The 18,579-nt window shown below is 31.2% G+C and carries 16 protein-coding genes and 2 tRNA genes; 3 read left to right on the top strand and 15 right to left on the bottom strand.

The annotated features are described in order from the left end of the window. Nucleotides 1-85: 85 nt before the first annotated feature. Complete coding sequence (locus FF125_RS12415; protein ID WP_138950066.1) at nucleotides 86-622, bottom strand: shikimate kinase; 537 nt, start codon at nucleotides 620-622, stop codon at nucleotides 86-88. Nucleotides 623-748: 126 nt separating this feature from the next. On the opposite strand from FF125_RS12415, the gene FF125_RS12420 reads away from it, so the two are divergent. From FF125_RS12420 to FF125_RS12430, 3 genes are all read left to right on the top strand, one after another. Then, nucleotides 749-824: transfer RNA gene (locus tag FF125_RS12420), tRNA-Lys, on the top strand. Between the two features lie 50 nt (nucleotides 825-874). After that, nucleotides 875-958 (top strand) — tRNA-Leu (locus FF125_RS12425). 176 nt (nucleotides 959-1,134) lie between these two features. After that, nucleotides 1,135-1,971 carry a carboxypeptidase-like regulatory domain-containing protein gene (locus FF125_RS12430; RefSeq protein WP_138950067.1) on the top strand — a complete coding sequence of 279 codons (837 nt, stop codon included), beginning with the start codon at nucleotides 1,135-1,137 and terminating at the stop codon, nucleotides 1,969-1,971. An 87-nt stretch (nucleotides 1,972-2,058) separates the two neighbouring features. Here FF125_RS12430 and FF125_RS12435 read toward each other — a convergent pair whose 3' ends face one another. From FF125_RS12435 to FF125_RS12500, 14 genes are all read right to left on the bottom strand, one after another. Next, complete coding sequence (locus FF125_RS12435) at nucleotides 2,059-2,886, bottom strand: prohibitin family protein (RefSeq protein ID WP_138950068.1); 828 nt, start codon at nucleotides 2,884-2,886, stop codon at nucleotides 2,059-2,061. A gap of 74 nt (nucleotides 2,887-2,960) precedes the next feature. After that, nucleotides 2,961-3,854, bottom strand: coding sequence for a cation diffusion facilitator family transporter (locus FF125_RS12440; RefSeq protein WP_138950069.1), 894 nt, complete (start codon nucleotides 3,852-3,854; stop codon nucleotides 2,961-2,963). A gap of 56 nt (nucleotides 3,855-3,910) precedes the next feature. Next, nucleotides 3,911-4,855 carry a hypothetical protein gene (locus FF125_RS12445; RefSeq protein WP_138950070.1) on the bottom strand — a complete coding sequence of 315 codons (945 nt, stop codon included), beginning with the start codon at nucleotides 4,853-4,855 and terminating at the stop codon, nucleotides 3,911-3,913. After that, nucleotides 4,842-6,869, bottom strand: coding sequence for a VWA domain-containing protein (locus FF125_RS12450; RefSeq protein WP_138950071.1), 2,028 nt, complete (start codon nucleotides 6,867-6,869; stop codon nucleotides 4,842-4,844). The genes FF125_RS12445 and FF125_RS12450 overlap by 14 nt, the downstream gene beginning before the upstream one ends. 62 nt (nucleotides 6,870-6,931) lie before the next feature. Further along, a complete protein-coding gene (gene fabG, locus FF125_RS12455; protein ID WP_117882704.1) occupies nucleotides 6,932-7,678 on the bottom strand; it encodes a 3-oxoacyl-[acyl-carrier-protein] reductase in 747 nt (248 codons plus the stop codon). A 106-nt stretch (nucleotides 7,679-7,784) separates the two neighbouring features. After that, nucleotides 7,785-10,751, bottom strand: a complete 2,967-nt coding sequence (locus tag FF125_RS12460; RefSeq protein WP_138950072.1) for a M16 family metallopeptidase — start codon at nucleotides 10,749-10,751, stop codon at nucleotides 7,785-7,787. A gap of 182 nt (nucleotides 10,752-10,933) precedes the next feature. Beyond that, entirely contained in the window at nucleotides 10,934-11,812 is an 879-nt protein-coding gene (gene sucD, locus FF125_RS12465; protein WP_138950073.1) for a succinate--CoA ligase subunit alpha, read from the bottom strand. A gap of 93 nt (nucleotides 11,813-11,905) precedes the next feature. Continuing rightward, nucleotides 11,906-12,841, bottom strand: a complete 936-nt coding sequence (locus tag FF125_RS12470; RefSeq protein ID WP_138950074.1) for a UDP-3-O-(3-hydroxymyristoyl)glucosamine N-acyltransferase — start codon at nucleotides 12,839-12,841, stop codon at nucleotides 11,906-11,908. A 9-nt stretch (nucleotides 12,842-12,850) separates the two neighbouring features. Then, complete coding sequence (locus FF125_RS12475) at nucleotides 12,851-13,444, bottom strand: hypothetical protein (RefSeq protein WP_138950075.1); 594 nt, start codon at nucleotides 13,442-13,444, stop codon at nucleotides 12,851-12,853. A gap of 5 nt (nucleotides 13,445-13,449) precedes the next feature. After that, nucleotides 13,450-14,019 carry an elongation factor P gene (gene efp, locus FF125_RS12480; protein WP_138950076.1) on the bottom strand — a complete coding sequence of 190 codons (570 nt, stop codon included), beginning with the start codon at nucleotides 14,017-14,019 and terminating at the stop codon, nucleotides 13,450-13,452. Between the two features lie 8 nt (nucleotides 14,020-14,027). Beyond that, a complete protein-coding gene (gene lpxA, locus FF125_RS12485) occupies nucleotides 14,028-14,813 on the bottom strand; it encodes an acyl-ACP--UDP-N-acetylglucosamine O-acyltransferase (protein WP_117882714.1) in 786 nt (261 codons plus the stop codon). 2 nt (nucleotides 14,814-14,815) lie between these two features. Further along, entirely contained in the window at nucleotides 14,816-16,210 is a 1,395-nt protein-coding gene (locus tag FF125_RS12490) for a bifunctional UDP-3-O-[3-hydroxymyristoyl] N-acetylglucosamine deacetylase/3-hydroxyacyl-ACP dehydratase (RefSeq protein WP_138950077.1), read from the bottom strand. Further along, the gene (gene lpxD / locus FF125_RS12495) at nucleotides 16,200-17,243 is read right to left on the bottom strand and encodes a UDP-3-O-(3-hydroxymyristoyl)glucosamine N-acyltransferase (protein WP_138950078.1); all 1,044 of its coding nucleotides are present in this window, start codon (nucleotides 17,241-17,243) and stop codon (nucleotides 16,200-16,202) included. The genes FF125_RS12490 and lpxD overlap by 11 nt, the downstream gene beginning before the upstream one ends. A 69-nt stretch (nucleotides 17,244-17,312) precedes the next feature. Then, nucleotides 17,313-18,524: an HD domain-containing protein gene (locus FF125_RS12500; protein ID WP_394344098.1), complete on the bottom strand. Its 1,212-nt coding sequence runs from the start codon at nucleotides 18,522-18,524 to the stop codon at nucleotides 17,313-17,315. Nucleotides 18,525-18,579: the final 55 nt, after the last annotated feature.

Raw genomic sequence — 18,579 nt, forward strand, 5'->3', positions numbered from 1 at the left:
ATAGTGTCCCCTTTTTGCAATTTAAACTTACCAGATGATTAATACTTCTTGGAAGCTATTCTATTACTATAAGTGATATGCCTTACTATTTTTTTAAAGCCGGATCATCTAAACGAATCAATATCTCTTCAGCAATTTCGTCCATACCTTTATTATCAATTAAAATAGCATGTTGTGCTTGTTCGTAATAAGTTGTACGTTCAAACAAATGTTTTGCAATAAACTCCTTTAGTTTATCATTGGGTATTGTCGCAATTAAGGGTCTACTCTCTTTATTCTCAGCTTTTGATAATGTGTTATAGGTGTTTTGCAACGATGATTTTAAATAAACAGAAGTTGAAAATTCATTAATTAAATCTATATTTTTTCCATAACAAGGTGTTCCACCTCCTAAAGCGAGCACAAAAGATTCTTCATTTTTCAATAATTCTTCCAAAAACTGTGTCTCTTTTTTACGAAAATAGATCTCTCCTTTCGTTTTAAAAAGTTCAACAATACTCAAATTTTCCTTTTTTTCGATGAAATCATCCAAATCTATAAAGGGAATTTGCACTTTTTTGGCAATAATTCTTCCAATTGAGGACTTTCCACTTGCCATATATCCAATAAAAACTAACTTCATAAAAACTTATTTGTCTTATAATATGTAGGTTACAAATATCGTGTAAATTTTTTTTAAAAATAGCTTGCAGAATAAATATTAGATATTATATTTGCAACCGCAATCACAAAGATATGCAATTACAATGACCTGGTAGCTCAGTTGGTAGAGCATCTCCCTTTTAAGGAGAGGGTCCTGGGTTCGAGCCCCAGCCCGGTCACCATTTATTTTCAAAAAAGTTAAGCTATTTTAGCTTAACTTTTTTTTGTTTAGGCACATGTGGCGGAATTGGTAGACGCGTTAGCTTGAGGGGTTAATGTCCATTTGGACGTGCAGGTTCAACTCCTGTCATGTGCACAAAGTTTTTTTTGTATATTAAAGAAGTTAAATTACCTTTATTTTACTGTTTAAATTTAATTGAACTTTAGCAAGATCTAATAAACAATTAAAATAAAATGTTAATTTATTACAAATGGTACCTTTTTTGTAATCCTTTTAAAAATAATTTATTTAATTATTAGTATTATTGCCTTATGCAAAAACTATTACCCACTTTACTTTCTCTTTTTATGTTTGTTAGCTTTTTAAATGCTCAAGATAAAGAGGTTTCAGACACACAGAGCCCTGCTAAAATATTAAAAGGTAGAATTATTGATGTAAATGACAAAACGGCCTTACAAAGTGCCAATATTGTTAATTTAAACACCGCAGTAGGTACAATTACAAATTCAAACGGTAATTTTGAAATTCCCGCTCATGCAAATGACACTTTACACATTTCCTATCTGGGTTACCAATCCATAAAATTAAAAATCACTAATGATTTACTTAGGGGAAATGAATTAGAAATTGCTATTCATGAAAAAACAATAGACATTGATGAAGTAACCGTTAAGGCTCATAATTTAATAGGTGTATTAGAAATAGATGCAAAAAATGTACCTATGGATAAATTTTCTAGAATTCACATTGAAGGTTTGCCACAAACTTATGAAATAGGAAAACCTCAAGGTAAAGAATATACTGGTGTTGGAGGAGCTTTGTTCAACCCTGTTGACTTTTGGTATACTAAGTTTGGTAAAAAACCAAAAGAACTTAAAAAACTAAGAAAACTAAAAGAGCAAGATAACTCTCGCGACATGATGGAGGGAAACTTCAGTAGAGAAATTCTTATGGACTATATGGACATGAGCAGGAAAGAGCTTGACGATTTATTAAAAGAATGTAATTACTCTTCTAGTTTCACTAAAAAAGCAAGCGATTTACAGATAATTGAAGCTGTGTTAGAATGCTACGAGAATTACAGAGCTATTAAAGAAGGAACGGTTTCTAAAGAAAAAGTAAGGGTTAATAATCAAGAGAAGAATTAATAACCGATGTTCGGCTAACATATATAAACAAAAAAAAGGAGGTCAATTGACCTCCTTTTTTTTGTTTACTGTTTATAATTTTTTTACTTAATTGTTTCCTAATATAAGAGGTAAACCATCTTTACTACTTCCTACAATAACAACCTTAGAATTTGGTGATTTAGCTAACTCTAAGGTAGCCTCAATCCCTTTATCTTGCAATATTTTATCTGTTAAAGAAGCACTTAATATTTTATTAGCCTCTGCTTTACCTTTAGCTTCAATAATCTGTTTTTGAGCTTCTTTATCGGCCGTTACCAATCTGAATTCATATTCTAATGATTCTTGCTCTTGTTTTAATTTACGCTCAATAGCTTCTTTTATAGTAGAAGGTAACGTCACATCTCTAACCAAAATCTCATCCAATAAAATATGCTGGTCATTTATTATTTTTTTACTTTCTTCAAAAATTTCAGCTTGAATCGCGTCCCTTTTACTTGAATACAATTGTTCTGGAGTATAACGTCCAACAACACTTCTTGCAGCAGACCTTATTGTTGGTAGCAATATCCTGTTTAAATAATCTTCACCAATATCTTGATGTAACTTTCCAAGTTCTGCATATTTTGGTTGATACCATATTGAAGCATCTAATTGAATATCTAATCCATTTGAAGATAATACTTTCATTTTTTCAAAGGACTCTTGTCTTCTTACTTCATAAATATAAACTTTGTTCCAAGGGGCTATAACCTGAAACCCTTCTCCCAATGCGGGCTCATCTATTACTACCCCACCCCCAAAGCGTTTCCATAAAACCCCGGCTTGACCGGCTTCAATGGTTACAAAGGATTTTGAGAATAAAATAATTGCTATAATTACTAAAAATATAATTGGTAAAATTGCCTTGGGTAATTGTAATTGATTACTACTCATCGTATTTCGTTTTATTTATTAAATAATTGTCTATTTTCTTCAAATTTACGATTTTAAAACCATTTCAGAGAGCTTTAACACTTGTCTTTATATTCACAATCCTCAATTGATGAATCAAATTCCAGCGTGATGTGCTCTAAATCAAATTCATCATGAAGCAATTTCCTTACTTTCTTTTTTATAGCGGTTGTTTCTACTAAGGTCAGTAAATCATTATTCAATGAAAGATGAACCGTACACAAGTTATATTCACCATCTAAACTCCATATATGACAATCGTGAATTTCAGTAATTTCTGGTAACATTTTTAATTTTTCACGCACAGCTTCTAATGACAAATCTCTAGGTGTTCCTTGTAAAATTACGAGTAATGCATCTTTTACGTTTTTATAAACATTAAAAAGGATAAAGAGAGCTATTAAAAGAGATAAGATAGGATCAAGAATTGGCACATCCCAAAACTGCATTACAATACTCGCTATTAATACAGCTACCCAACCCAACACATCTTCCAACAAATGAAGTGACACTACGCGTTCGTTTAACGATTTACCTTGCTGCAACTTAAATACTGCCGCTCCATTGACTATTACTCCTAAAATAGCCAACCACATCATTCCATTGGCATCGGCTTGCTGTGGATCTATTATTCCATATATAGCTTCTCTAATTATAAAAATGGAACCGACTACCAAAACTATTGAATTGATAATTGCCCCTAATAAGGAAAATCTTCTATACCCATAAGAATACTTTTTAGTAGCCTTTTTATTAGATAATTTTTGAAAATACCAAGAGAGGCCTAAACTAAAACTATCACCTAAATCATGCAACGCATCTGAAGTTATAGCCAAACTATTGGTATAAATACCGCCAATAAATTCTATGATAGTAAATGATAAATTTAAGAAAAAAGCAACTTTTATATTTTCTGTATTGTGATGATGATGTGAATGGTTGTGTGCCATAAGTCCTTATTTTTATAACAAGACGTCAATTGTTTGTGAAAGATGCAAAATCGACCTTATTGAGCTGCATAATAATATTCCGAATTTTCTAAAAATGATTTAAATGGAATTATCTCATTATAATAGTGCACCTTATCTTTTATAATAAAACGACCTTCTTTAGTATTCCAATCCAAAATAACACTTTTAAAAGTTATTATTGAGCTTAAGTTGTAAATATCATATAAGTGTTTCAAAACCTCACTTACAGCATCCATATTTTCAAATTGATCATCCTTTGAAATAAATTCTTCAATAATTTTAAAATCTGATTTACTTATATCTTTAAATTTTTTTTTAAGCAAATAGGGTAACGTCTCTTTGTTTTTTATCTTTTTAACCATAGTATTAATAAAACTATGCAGAAAAACATTATCATCATTATTTTCCAAAAAACTATACGTTAATAAGTCTCCCTTTTTAAATAAACCCAGTGGAATTAATTTAAGATTCAATTGTGTCTCAGTACCTTTTTGTGGAATCATTGCTTCTATATAAAAGCAACTATACTTTAATAATGGAATACTGGAAAGCTCTGGAATAAAATCCTTAATACCGAAATTTTTTGGCAAAACCTGATTCAAATTACGATTTGAAGATAAGCTTCTATTGAAATAACGATTTACCATATTTTTCAACAACGTATATTCATTATTTTTGTCTTTATATGCCCCAACGACAGCTTTCAAATAGAATCTATTAATTTCTAAATAGCCATTCTTAGTATCATTAATCAACACATTGGAATTCATTTTATCTGACCATTCCTCCCACTCTTGCCATCCTTTATTATCTATAAAGTTTTGAATCTTGCCATTATACCCCTCAAGATCATAGGTATCTAAAACCTGCTGCCATAATTGAATTTCTAAAGATTCTTTTTTCTGGGAATAAACTGAATTATATAAAAACAAAACAAGTAGTATACTAAACGAGAATTGGCATTGTTTAAATTTTCCCATAATACTTTCTTATAAACCACTCTAAACTTAAACTCAATAAAGTTAGTGCCAACAGCCATTCCCAATCAATTAATGATTGTATTTTCTCTTTACTTTTCTGAATAATTTTATACCTATTGTCATTCGTCAATTTATTAAACAATTTTTCAGATTTATCTATATGTGTAAAATCACCACCAGAAGAAGTTGCCAAAAGCTTTAAATCTTTTGTGTTAGCGGTTGATAACTGTTGTTCAATATCGAATGGTAAAATTAAAAAACTACCATATTTTATACTGCTTTTATCCTCCGTTTGTACAGAAAAGCTATAATCACCTGGTTTTAAATCTTTAAATAATACTTCATAATGATTCCCCATTAACGTAAATGGTATTTTAGTAGTTTCTTTTGTAGCCTTATTGGTTGCCGTTAAAACTAAACTTCCCTCATTATCAAAAACATAGGTAGCATCAAAATATTGAGCTTTAATCAGGACATTTTGATTTGCATAATAAAAGGGAGCGTATTCAATCTCTAATCGATCATATTTTCTTGTTGATGATAAATATTGTACTAACTTATTAAAGAAATTATCAAACTGCTTAAATGAATTATCCTCCACATGTTTTTGCATTCTCCATTTCCAGATATCGCTACCTAATAATATTGCCCCTCTTCTATCATCTAAAGAAAACGTTGCCAATAAAGGGTTTTTAGTTTCAAAATTTGAAATACGTTGAAAAAGAATTGTTTTATGCGGTACTTTAAATTTTATTTCTCCAAAATATCCCTTCAACGGAGTTAGATCTGCAAACTGAATATCTTCATTAATAAACTCATCATAATCTTCATTAAAAATAGACACATAACTTTCTATTTTTGATACATATTTTTTTGTAAAAAAAGGTTGAGCACTATTTAAAAAATTCCATTGAGTTGCCGCACCTGTTACTACAAAAATATTGGCTTTAACCGTTTCGATATCCTCAAATATTTTCTTAAACTTACTATTCGGTTGATAAAGTATAATTAATTGATAATCTTTGTATTGAATGTTTTTATTTAGATTGTTTTCCACAACAACCTTATGCTGTTTGTTTGAAGATATAGATCTACTTATCATACCTATATCTGGATGATTAACAGCACTCAAAACTAAAATTTTCGCTTGCTCATTTACAACTTCTAAGCTAAAGTTCTTACTATTATTAACTGTATTTTTCTCATTATTTAGGGGTGATATGGTACACGTATAATTCTGTATTCCTATGCGGTTGGCTTCTAAATTAAATTGTACTTTCTGAGAAGAATTCTCACTGGAAAAATTTAATACTTTTCTAAAAACCACTTTTCCATTTTGCGATACAGTAAAATTTTGTTTCACATTTTCACTTCCATCATAATTAACAAAAATCTCTACAGGGAAATTATTATTAAGATTGGCGTATGAGTTTACGTTTACCTGAGTTATTTTTAAATCATCGTATTGTAAAGTATCACCAACAACTACAGGATAAATAGGGTATTTCGCCTTATAATAGGCATAATTTGATCCTTGTGTTTGATTACCATCTGTAATTAAAATAGTTGGGGCAACAATTTCCTTATGCAGTGCTTGAAGCTCTTGCAACGGCTTTACGATATTCGTTTCCAAAATAATAAAAGCAAAAGTGTCTTGCTCCTTTAGAATATCTGAAAAGGCATAAAAATTAATATCAAACTTTTCGTTAAGAGCCTTGTTCCCTTTAATTTCAGAAACAAATGATGTTACTTTTTCTTCTGCCTTCGCATATGCTATAGAAGTAGAATTATCTACCAACACATTTAACACAGGTTGAACATTTTCGATTACATTCGATTTAATCTTTGGATTTATCAGTAGAACCAATAAAGAAAAAACAGATAAGAATCGTAAAAAGGTTAATATAATATCAGTTCTACTGCGATCTTTGTTCTTATAATAATACTGAAAAAAAGCCATCATTATAGCAATGATGGCGGCTAGAAGTATTAAAAAAATAGTGTTTGATGACACCGATTTTAATTATTAGTTATTTAAAAGTTTTGAATATACTATTAATGTAATTAAAACGCCATTTATGTTAACATTCCACCATCAACATTCAACGTTTGACCTGTGATGTAACTAGACATATCAGAAGCTAAAAAGACACATGCATTAGCAATATCTTCTGGCGTTCCCCCACGTTTTAATGGAATACCTTGTCTCCACCCCTTTACAGTCTCTTCAGGTAACGCTGCTGTCATTTCTGTTTCAATAAACCCTGGAGCTATAGCATTACAACGTATATTTCTAGAACCTAACTCAAGAGCAACGGACTTGGTAAAACCTAAAATTCCTGCTTTTGATGCGGCGTAATTTGATTGTCCCGCATTACCTTTTACTCCAACGACAGAACTCATGTTTATAATTGAACCCGAACGCTTCTTCATCATAGGTTTTATAACTGCCTTCGTCAAATTAAAAACTGACTTTAAGTTTACTTCAATTACTTTATCGAAATCTTCTTCAGAAATACGTAGCAAGAGATTATCCTTGGTAATACCTGCATTATTTATTAAGACATCTATAGTACCAAACTCACTAATAACATCAGCAGCTAATTGTTGAGCGGCATCAAAGTTTGCAGCATTTGACTGAAAACCTTTAGCTTTTACACCATAAGATTGCAATTCCTTCTCTAATGCATTGGCAGCTTCAACCGAAGCGTTGTACGTAAACGCTATATTAGAACCTTGTTTTGCAAAAACTTCAGCGATACCTTTTCCTATACCTCTTGAGGCTCCTGTAATTAATGTAGTTTTATTTTCTAGTAGTTTCATTTAAATATTTTTATAACATTCAAATATAAGAAAATACTTTAGCTTGAAATAAAAAAACCATCATCTAAATAGATTAGACAATGGTTTTTTCTTAGAATAAATATTGTTATTGCTTAACGGGCGTTATTTTATAATTAAATAAATAATCTACATCAAGCTCTGTAACTTTACCTAACTTCTTCAAGGCCTCTACATTTAAATCTTTTTTATTACCAATTACCAATGTGGTATATTTCTTTCCTTTAATATTCGTTTTAAAGAAATTAGACAAATCTTTTAAAGTAATATTTTGTACTTCATTATAAATCTCCTCTCTATTATCATAATCTAAACCTCTATTCTTTAATCTTTCATAGCTCCAAAAAATATTAGATTTGGTAATACGTTCAGCTGCTATTTGTTTTAACACTGCTTCTTTAGCGGAATTAAACTGCTTATCTGCTTCTGGCATATTATTCATTAATTCTAACATTGCGTCAACTGCTTGAGGTAACTTATTAGCTTGCGTACCTACATAACCATAAATATAATTAGAATCACCTTTTTTGTTTGCATCTGAATAGGCTGCAAAAGCAGAATAAGCTAATGATTTAGATTCTCTAATTTCTTGAAAAACAATAGATGACAAACCACTACCAAAGTAAGAATTAAAAACCCTGGATAAGGCCAATTCTTTTGGATCAAACTGCTTTCCTTTAGAAAGGAAAATCAATTCAGATTGTACCATATCATAATCTGTAAAATAGACTTGCTCTCCTGTTTCTTTTTCTACGTACTCAATGGGTTTTGGATACTCTTTCAAATTTTCAGGTACGATATGAGCGGTATTCATGGCTTCAACAGCAGCATCTACATCTTTACCATAATAAAATACACGTTGCTTATAATTTTTTAAGTCTTTTAATAAGTTTACCAAATCCGTTGGACTAATTGCATATAACTCCTCAGCTGTGTATATATTTCTTAAACGAGAATTTTCACCATACTTAGCGTAGCTGTACAATCCATTCCATAGGATATTTCCTTTTTGAGTTTTACTATCTACCCTATCTTTTAATATCTTTTCTACATACTTCTTATATGTTTCTTCATTCGCTTCTGAATGATCCCATAAGTCTTCTAACAAACCTAAACCTTTATCTAGGTTTTCATTTAATCCTGATATATAAACATAAGATTTATCCCCTTGTGCTTGTACTCCGTAAGATACTCCAAGTTTATAAAATTCTTTTTTAAGATTTTCTGGTGACAACTTCTCTGTTCCTAAAAAATCTAAATAACCAACAGCTAATGACAATTGTTTATTACTATCACTTCCCATATCAAAAATAATATTCAAGTCAAAAAGATCATTATTTTTGTTCTCTACATAATCAACATTTATTCCACTGGATAAGGATGTATGTTTTATTTCATTTTTGTAATCGACAAATCTTGGTTTTAAATCCTGAGATACTTCAGCATTAAATTGCTTTACATAATCAGATTGCATATCTCTATTTACTTCTATAGGTGTAATACCAGGATTTTCAACTTTTACGATAGACTTATCTTCACCTTTACGCTTATAAGTAAGTACATAATTATTCGTATAGAAATTATTAGCAAAATCAACCAATTGTTGTTTTGAAATCTTTTTAAGATCGTCTAAAAACTTTACTTTGTTAGCCCAATCTTCATGATGTATAAAAGCATCATAGTACATTGAAGCTAATGCACTATTATTTTCGTATTGCCTTGTTCTACTTAATTTTAAATCATTTACCACAGCCTCAATCATCCATTCTTCGAATTCACCTTTTTTTAATTTTTCAATTTGTTCTAAAAGTAAATCTTTTACTTCATCTAATGTCTGCCCTTCTTTAGGGCTACCTGTAAATGAATGATAGCCATAATCATTTAAAAAAGTTGGTGAACAACTTGCATTTTGAACGGCCTGTTTTTGATTTAAGTTTAAGTCAATTAAACCTGCTTCTCCGTTTGCCAAAATCATATCGGCAAGCGTCATTAATTTCTCCTCTTCGGTTCCTACTCCTTGAGATCGAAAGGCTACAGAAACACTTTCTGATGTTGGCCCAAACACTTCATTAACAATAGGAGAAGTTATAGGGTCTTCTTTAGGTAAAGTGGGATGAGTAACCTCTTTATTTTCTAATTTCCCAAAAGTCTTATTAACATTTTTAATGGTTTCTTCAAAATCTATATCACCAACCAATATCAATGCCATATTATTTGGAACATAATACTTATTAAAATAGTTGTGAATAGCAATCATGGAAGGATTTTTTAAATGCTCTGCTGTACCGATAGTAGATTGTTGACCATAAGGATGATTTGGAAATAATCCCTTTAACATGGACGCATAAATTTTTCTATAATCATTATCTTGACCTCTATTAAACTCTTCGAAAACCGCTTCAAGTTCTGTATGAAATAAACGCAATACCAATTGGCTAAATCGCTCTCCTTCTAAGCTTAACCATTTATTCAACTCATTAGAAGGAATTTTATTATGATAGACCGTTTCCTCAAACCAAGTATGTGCATTTGTACCTTGAGCACCAATAGAAGCTGTCATTTTATCATATTCATTGGCAATAGCAAATTTTGAGGCTTCTAAAGAAACACTATCAATTTTCCTATAAACGTCCTTTTTCTTATCAGCATCCTCTTCAGCTTTATGCTCCTCATATAAATCTGAAATTTGAGATAAATATTCTTGTTCTGTTTCCCAATCAGCGGTTCCAAATTCTTCTGTTCCTTTAAACAGCATATGCTCTAGATAATGAGCTAAACCTGTCGTTTCTTTAGGGTCATAATTTGAACCTGCTCTAACAGCAATGTATGTTTGAATTTTTGGTTCATCTGTATTTTTACTTAAATAAACTTTTAATCCATTTTCTAAGGTATATAAGCGTAAACCAGTAGGATCGTTATTAACTGTTTCATAATTAAAATTGTTGGCATCCGTTTGTTTTTCAGCAGTATAATCGCCTTTTTCACTTGAATTACCTTTACAACCAATTAATACAGTTAAAAAAGCAAACATAAATAAAAGATGTATTCTTCTCATTTTAAAAATTTTAGTTTGTTGAATGTGTTTTCCAAATATACCCAATAGTATTAATTAGAATTAAAAATTTAACATAAACAGCCTAATTTTAACAATTTACGTCTCATAATTCATAATAAATCATAAAAAAAGCCTGTTTGAATATTTCAAACAGGCTTTTTTATATTTTAATTGGTATAACTTTAGAGCACTCCTAAAACTTCAGCAACTTTTAATCCAATCTCAGCTGGAGAATCCACAACGTGAATACCATTTTCTGCTAAAATTTTCATTTTTGCTTGAGCTGTATCATCACTTCCTCCAACAATAGCACCTGCGTGTCCCATAGTTCTACCTTTAGGAGCCGTTTGCCCTGCAATAAATCCGATTACTGGTTTTCTATTACCATCTGCTTTAATCCATCTAGCGGCATCAGCTTCTAATTGCCCCCCTATTTCACCAATCATTACAATACATTCAGTTTCATCATCATTCATCAATAACTCAACGGCTTCTTTTGTAGTTGTACCAATAATTGGATCTCCACCTATACCTATTGCTGTAGTAATACCTAAACCTTGTTTTACAACTTGATCTGCTGCTTCATAAGTTAAAGTACCTGATTTAGATATAATACCTACTTTACCTTTTTTAAATACAAAGCCTGGCATAATACCTACTTTAGCTTCACCCGGAGTAATAACACCTGGACAGTTAGGGCCAATTAATCTACAATCTCTATCTTGAATATAAGCCTTTACTTTTACCATATCTGCAACAGGAATTCCTTCCGTAATACAAATAATTACTTTTATTCCTGCTTCGGCAGCTTCCATAATCGCATCTGCAGCAAAAGCTGGTGGTACAAAAATGATACTTGTATCAGCATTTGCTTTTGCAACTGCCTCTGAAACTGTATTATAAACAGGTCTATCTAAATGTTTTTGCCCCCCTTTACCTGGAGTTACACCACCAACTACATTGGTACCATATTCTATCATTTGAGTAGCATGAAATGTACCCTCACTACCTGTAAACCCTTGGATGATTACTTTTGAATCTTTATTTACTAAAACGCTCATTTTTAGTTATTGGTTATTAATTATTATATCAATTGCTTCAAATTCTTTAACACAAAAGTAATTCTTACAACTAACTTTAAAAAATTATTAGGATTAAATATTATTTACTTTACTAATTAGTTCAGGCAACAACCTTATTCCTGCCAACTCTCTGTATTTCTTTCTTGCCTCGTCACATGGCGATCCAAAATAGGATTTACCACCTTCTAAATCTCCGCCCACACCAGACTGTGCATAAACAATTGCTTTTTTACCTATTGTAATTCCACTTATAACACCTACTTGGCCCCACAAGGTAACTTCATCTTCTAATACAGTACAACCTGCAATACCAACATGCGAGGCTATTAAACACTTTTTACCAATTACAGTATCGTGTGCAATTTGAACCTGATTATCAATTTTTGTACCTTCCTTGATATGTGTATTACCTGTAACTCCTCTATCAATTGTACAAGATGCTCCAATATCTACATTGTCTTCAATTATAATGCTTCCGCAGGATATTAATTTATCAAATCCCGTTTCCCTATTCTTATAATAAAATGCATCTGAACCCAAAATAGTACCGGCATGTATAGTAACATTATTACCAATAGTACAACCGTCATAAATGACAACATTGGGATGGATAAGGCAGTTCTTACCAATTTTCACATTGTTACCTAAAAACACATTAGGTTGAATAATTGTACCTTCTCCTATTACTGCCGTTTCTGAAATAGCTTTATCTGCTTTTTGAAAAGGATTGAAATATTTAGCAAGTTTACTGAAATCGCGAAAAGGATCGTCGGATATTAATAGTGCTTTTCCTTCTGGACAAGTGACATTTTTATTAATTAAAACTACTGATGCCGCAGAATTTAGTGCCTTGTCATAATACTTAGGATGGTCTACAAATACAATATCACCCTCTACAACGACATGAATTTCGTTCATTCCTAATACAGGAAAGTTAGAATCACCAACAAATTCACTATTAATGATTTGTGATATTTCTTTTAAAGTATAAGTTTTAGAAAATTTCATGTGTAAAATCTAATTCATCAGTTTAAAAGAACCTATTATACCTTTAAAGGTTTCCTCGTATTTATTCAGTTTCTCTAATAAAGTCCATGTCATAATCATGTATACGTTTTCTTTTCCTTCAACATACCCCATAACATAACCTATATCTTGACCATCCAAGCTTCCTTTCATCATAATCTGTCTTGCATCTAAACCTCCAATTTCTGTCAAATTATAAGGAATTACCTGTTTATTTGTCAAACTCTCTGTAATAAATTTTGTTTGAGCTCTACTATAATTATCTATAAAAGAAATAGCATCATCATACTCATTATACTCTTTAAAAGAATCAATAAAGTCTTGCTTGTTTTCGTAAATAACAATCGTATATGTTTCCTTATAAATATTGGCATATTGTAAAGAAGCATCATCATTCAAATTACTTAACGTCTTCATGTAATTTGGTAAAGATAATTTGAACAAACTATCTGTTACCACCTCATTAAAATCAGAAGTTTCTAATTTTTCTACCGTAGCATTAGAACCTGCATTGACAACCCCTTTAATTATGTCCTTACAAGAAAACAAACTCAATAATATAAAAACGACAACTAATTTCTTCATGTTCCTTAATTCGTCACTCTTTCTTGATAGGTACCTTTATCTGTTTCAATTTTTATTTTGTCTCCTTCATTAATGAATAAGGGAACGTTTACACTTGCCCCCGTCTCAACAGTTGCTGGTTTTGTAGCGTTGGTAGCTGTATTGCCTTTCACACCTGGTTCCGTTTGTGTAACCTCTAATATAACACTTGCTGGCATCTCTACTGAAAGTGGTAATTCATCTTCTGCTCGAACTACAATTGTCACAGTCTCTCCTTCTTTCATCAAATCTGGACTGTCTAAAATATCTTTTTGAAGAGCAATTTGAGAGTAATCATCATTATTCATAAAATGATATGTAGCATCGCCCTCTTTATATAAATATTGATATTTACGTGTTTCTACACGTACTTCCTCTATTTTATGTCCAGCAGAAAAAGTATTATCTAATGTTCTTCCAGTGGTTAAACTTTTCATTTTGGTACGTACAAAAGCAGGGCCCTTCCCTGGTTTTACGTGTTGAAATTCTGTTATTTTAAAAGTATCATTATTATATACGATACATAATCCTTTTTTTATATCTGATGTAGTTGCCATAAAATGTATTAATTATTACTAAAATATCCTTTCATAATTCCTCGTTGAGAATCTCTTATAAATTGAAGAATCTCATCTCTTTCTGGGGTTGCTTCCATTTCCGCCTCGATAATCTGAGCCCCTTGTGAATTATTATAATTTTTTTGATATAATATTCTATAAATATTCTGAATTTCTCTAATTTTTTCAGAACTAAAACCTCTTCTACGTAAACCTACGGAATTAATACCAACATAAGAAAGCGGCTCTCTTGCTGCCTTTACAAAAGGAGGTACGTCCTTACGAACTAAAGAACCACCAGTAACAAAAGCGTGTTGCCCTACAGAAACAAATTGATGTACTGCAACCAATCCTGCCAAGATCACATTATCACCAATAGTTACATGACCAGCTAATGTAGAATTATTAGAAAAGATACAGTTATCGCCGATCAAACAATCATGAGCAATATGGCAATATGCCATAATTAAACAATTTTCACCTATAACCGTTTTCATTCTATCAGACGTTCCCTTATTAATGGTCGCACATTCTCTAATAGTGGTGTTATCACCAATAACTACAGTAGTTTCCTCTCCTTGATATTTTAAATCTTGAGGAATTGCAGAGATTACAGAACCTGGAAAAATATTACAATTTTTTCCAATTCTAGCTCCTTCCATGATAGTAACGTTTGAACCTATCCATGTTCCGGAACCAATTGTAACATTATTATGAATAGTCGTAAAAGGTTCTACAACAACATTTTTGGCAATTTTAGCCCCTGGATGAATATAAGCGAGTGGTTGGTTCATAATTACTCCGTTCTTTTTACAATTTGTGCCATTAGTTGTGCTTCTACAACTAATTTATTATTAGCATATCCATAAGCTTGCATATGGCAAATACCTCTTCGTATTGGTGAAATTAGTTCTGCTTTAAAAATAAGTGTATCTCCTGGTAATACTTTTCGTTTGAATTTAACATTGTCCATTTTCATGAAATATGTTAAATAATTCTCAGGATCAGGCACAGTGCTTAACACTAAAATACCACCTGTTTGAGCCATAGCCTCAATTTGTAAAACTCCTGGCATTACTGGTGCTCCCGGAAAATGACCCACAAAAAAATGTTCATTCATTGTCACATTTTTTACACCAACTACTGTTTTATCAGTCAACTCTAAAATCCTATCTATTAATAAAAATGGAGGCCTATGAGGTAAAATATCCATTATTTGATGAATATCCATCAAAGGCGGCTCATTTAAATCAAATTTAGGAACGTTATTTCGTTTTTCAATTTTGATAATTTTTGATAATTTCTTAGCAAACTGGGTATTTACACCATGCCCAGGTTTGTTTGCTATAACCTTACCTCTTATTTTCACACCAACTAACGCTAAATCACCAATTACGTCTAAAAGCTTATGTCTTGCAGCTTCATTTGGATAATGCAATGTCAAATTATCAAGAATTCCATTTGGTTTAACAGCTATTGCTTCCTTTTTAAAGGCCTTTCTTAATTTTTCCATTGTTTCAGGAGAAATTTCATTATCAACATAGACAATAGCATTATTTAAATCGCCTCCTTTAATTAAATTGTTATCCAATAACATTTCAATTTCATGCAAGAAACTAAAAGTTCTTGCAGAAGAAATCTCCGCTTTAAAATCAGTTATTTTCTTTAAGGTTGCATTTTGAGTTCCTAAAACCTTAGTCCCAAAATCAACCATCGCAGTAACTTCATAATGATCTGCAGGCATTAAAATAATCTCACTTCCTGTAGTTTCGTCCTTATATGAAACTATATCTTTTACTATATATTCTTCAACTTCAGCCTCTTGTTCTTGTAAGCCGGCTTTTTCTAACGCCTCAATAAAAAACCAAGAAGAACCATCCATAATAGGTGGCTCCGGAGAATCTAATTCTATACAAATATTATCAATCCCCAATCCAACAACTGCAGCTAAAACATGCTCACTCGTTTGGATTTTAACTCCATTTTTCTCAATATTTGTACCGCGTTGTGTGTCCACAACATATTCTGCTCTTGCCTCTATAACAGGACTTCCTTCTAGATCAACTCTAGTAAAAGCAAAACCATAATTTTCTGGAGCAGGTTTAAACGTTAAATTAACCTGTTTACCAGTATGAAGACCTACACCTGAAAGTGAAATCTCTTTTTTTATTGTTTTTTGTTTATTGCTCATTAATTTCTTTTTGTGCATTTAACATTTTTTCTAACTCATCTATTCTATCCATTAATTTAGATAGATTTTTAAAATGTACATAAGATTTATTATAGTCTGCATAAGGTAATGCGGGACTTCCTTGTACAACTTCGTTATCTTTCAAGTTTCTACCTATACCTGATTGAGCTTGTATACTCACGTTATCACCTATTTTAAGATGCCCAACGATACCCACTTGCCCTCCTATTTTACAGTTTTTTCCAATTTTACTAGAACCGGCAATTCCTGTTTGAGCTGCAATTACGGTATTTTCATCAATTTCTACATTATGAGCAATCTGAATTTGATTGTCTAACTTCACTCCTTTCCTAATAATTGTTGATCCTAAAGTAGCTCTATCAATAGTACTACCCGAGCCTATTTCAACGTTATCTTCAAGAATAACATTACCCGTTTGTGGTATTTTACTATACACACCATTTGAATCTGGGGCAAAACCAAAACCATCACACCCTACTATTACTCCTGGATGTATTACACAATGTTTACCTATTACAGTTTCAGAGTTAATCTTTGATCCAGCAAATAACATACTCCCCTCTCCTATAGTTACATTATCGCCTATAAATACATTAGGATAGATTTTGACATAGTCTTCTATAACCACATTATTACCTATATAAGCAAACGCACCTATATAAACCTCTTTACCTAGTTTGGCAGAATCGCTAATAAAATTTGGTCTTTCAATCCCTGTTTTATTCAATTTTACCTGATTGTAAAACTCTAATAATTTCGAAAAAGCCTTATAAGAATCTTCAACCATAATCAAAGTTGCGTTTATATCCTTTTCAGGCACAAAAGTCTTATTTACTATAGCTATCGATGCATTTGTTGAATATAAAAATGAAGTATATTTAGGATTTGACAAAAAAGTCAACGACCCTTTACCTCCCTCTTCTATTTTTGAAAGTTTATAAACTTCAACTAAAGGATTACCTTTTATCTCCCCATGAAGTATTTCTGAGATTTGCTGTGCTGTAAATTTCATTGTTGCAAAAATATAAAAAAAGATTAACGATATGCTAAATATAAATTATGTTTTCAGTTTAATACAAAACTATGATTTGGGGTAAAAGACAAAATGTTTAATTACAGGTTTGGTTAATGCCAACAAATTCATATGGTCAGAAGCATCTGTCAGATCTTTTATTTGCCCATTTTTATACAAAATACTTATAGAGTCGTGATGTAAATAATAAGCTTGATTTTTAATAATACCCGTATCTGTAAAATAATGTTTTTCACACTTATCAGATGTACTCACTAAATTGACTTTTTCTTTTATTAGTTGAAGTTGTTCTTCCGAAAATTCATCATCTTGTATGATAATTTTGGGTAATTTTCTATCTAATATTGAAGTACATAAAGAGGACAAAATGAAATCATCATTATCTCTCCATTCCTTTAAAGCCATAATTATATCATAGTCATCAATCTGTGAAAAGTAGTTGAGTTTACTTTCATCGAACTTCATATTTTCATCTGCCTCCAAAAAAAACTTTAACGGTTTACTACAGGGTAAAATTGTACCGTTCAACATTAGACTCTTAGCTCTTTTTAAAATTTTAACCAACAAATAATCAGCAACTAAACTAGTTTTATGTAAATAAACCATCCAATACATTAAACGCCTAGCTACTATAAATTTTTCTACAGAATAAATGCCCTTTTCTTCTACAACCAAGTTATCATCTACAACTGTTAGCATAGAGATTATTCGTTCAGAATTGATATTCCCTTCTGTTACTCCAGTGTAAAAACTATCGCGTTTTAAATAGTCTAATCTATCTACATCAAGCTGACTAGAAATTAACTGATGTAAAAATTTTCTATGGTAATTTCCTTTAAATATTTGAATAGCTAAACTCAATTTTCCTTGAAACTCATTATTGAGTTTCTCCATAAAAATTATAGAAATGTCTTCGTGCTTTATGCTTGTTACTAAACTATGCTCTAAGGTATGAGAAAAAGGACCATGACCTATATCATGTAATAATATGGCAATTAGAAGTGCCTCTTCTTCCTCTTTAGAAATTGCAATAGATTTATTTTTTAATATAGTTATCGTTTTATCCATTAGGTGCATCGCTCCAGTAGCATGTTCAAAACGCGTATGATGTGCCCCTGGATAAACATAAGATGACAAACCCATTTGAGAAATCCGCCTTAACCTCTGAAAATAAGGGTGTTCAATAATATCAAAAATTAATTCACTCGGAATGTTTATAAATCCGTAAATTGGGTCGTTAAAAATTTTAAATTTGTTCAATTGAATTTTTTTAAAATTACAACACAAAAATAGACGTTTAATTTTTAATCATTAT

The sequence above is a fragment of the Aureibaculum algae genome (assembly GCF_006065315.1).
GTDB lineage: Bacteria > Bacteroidota > Bacteroidia > Flavobacteriales > Flavobacteriaceae > Aureibaculum > Aureibaculum algae.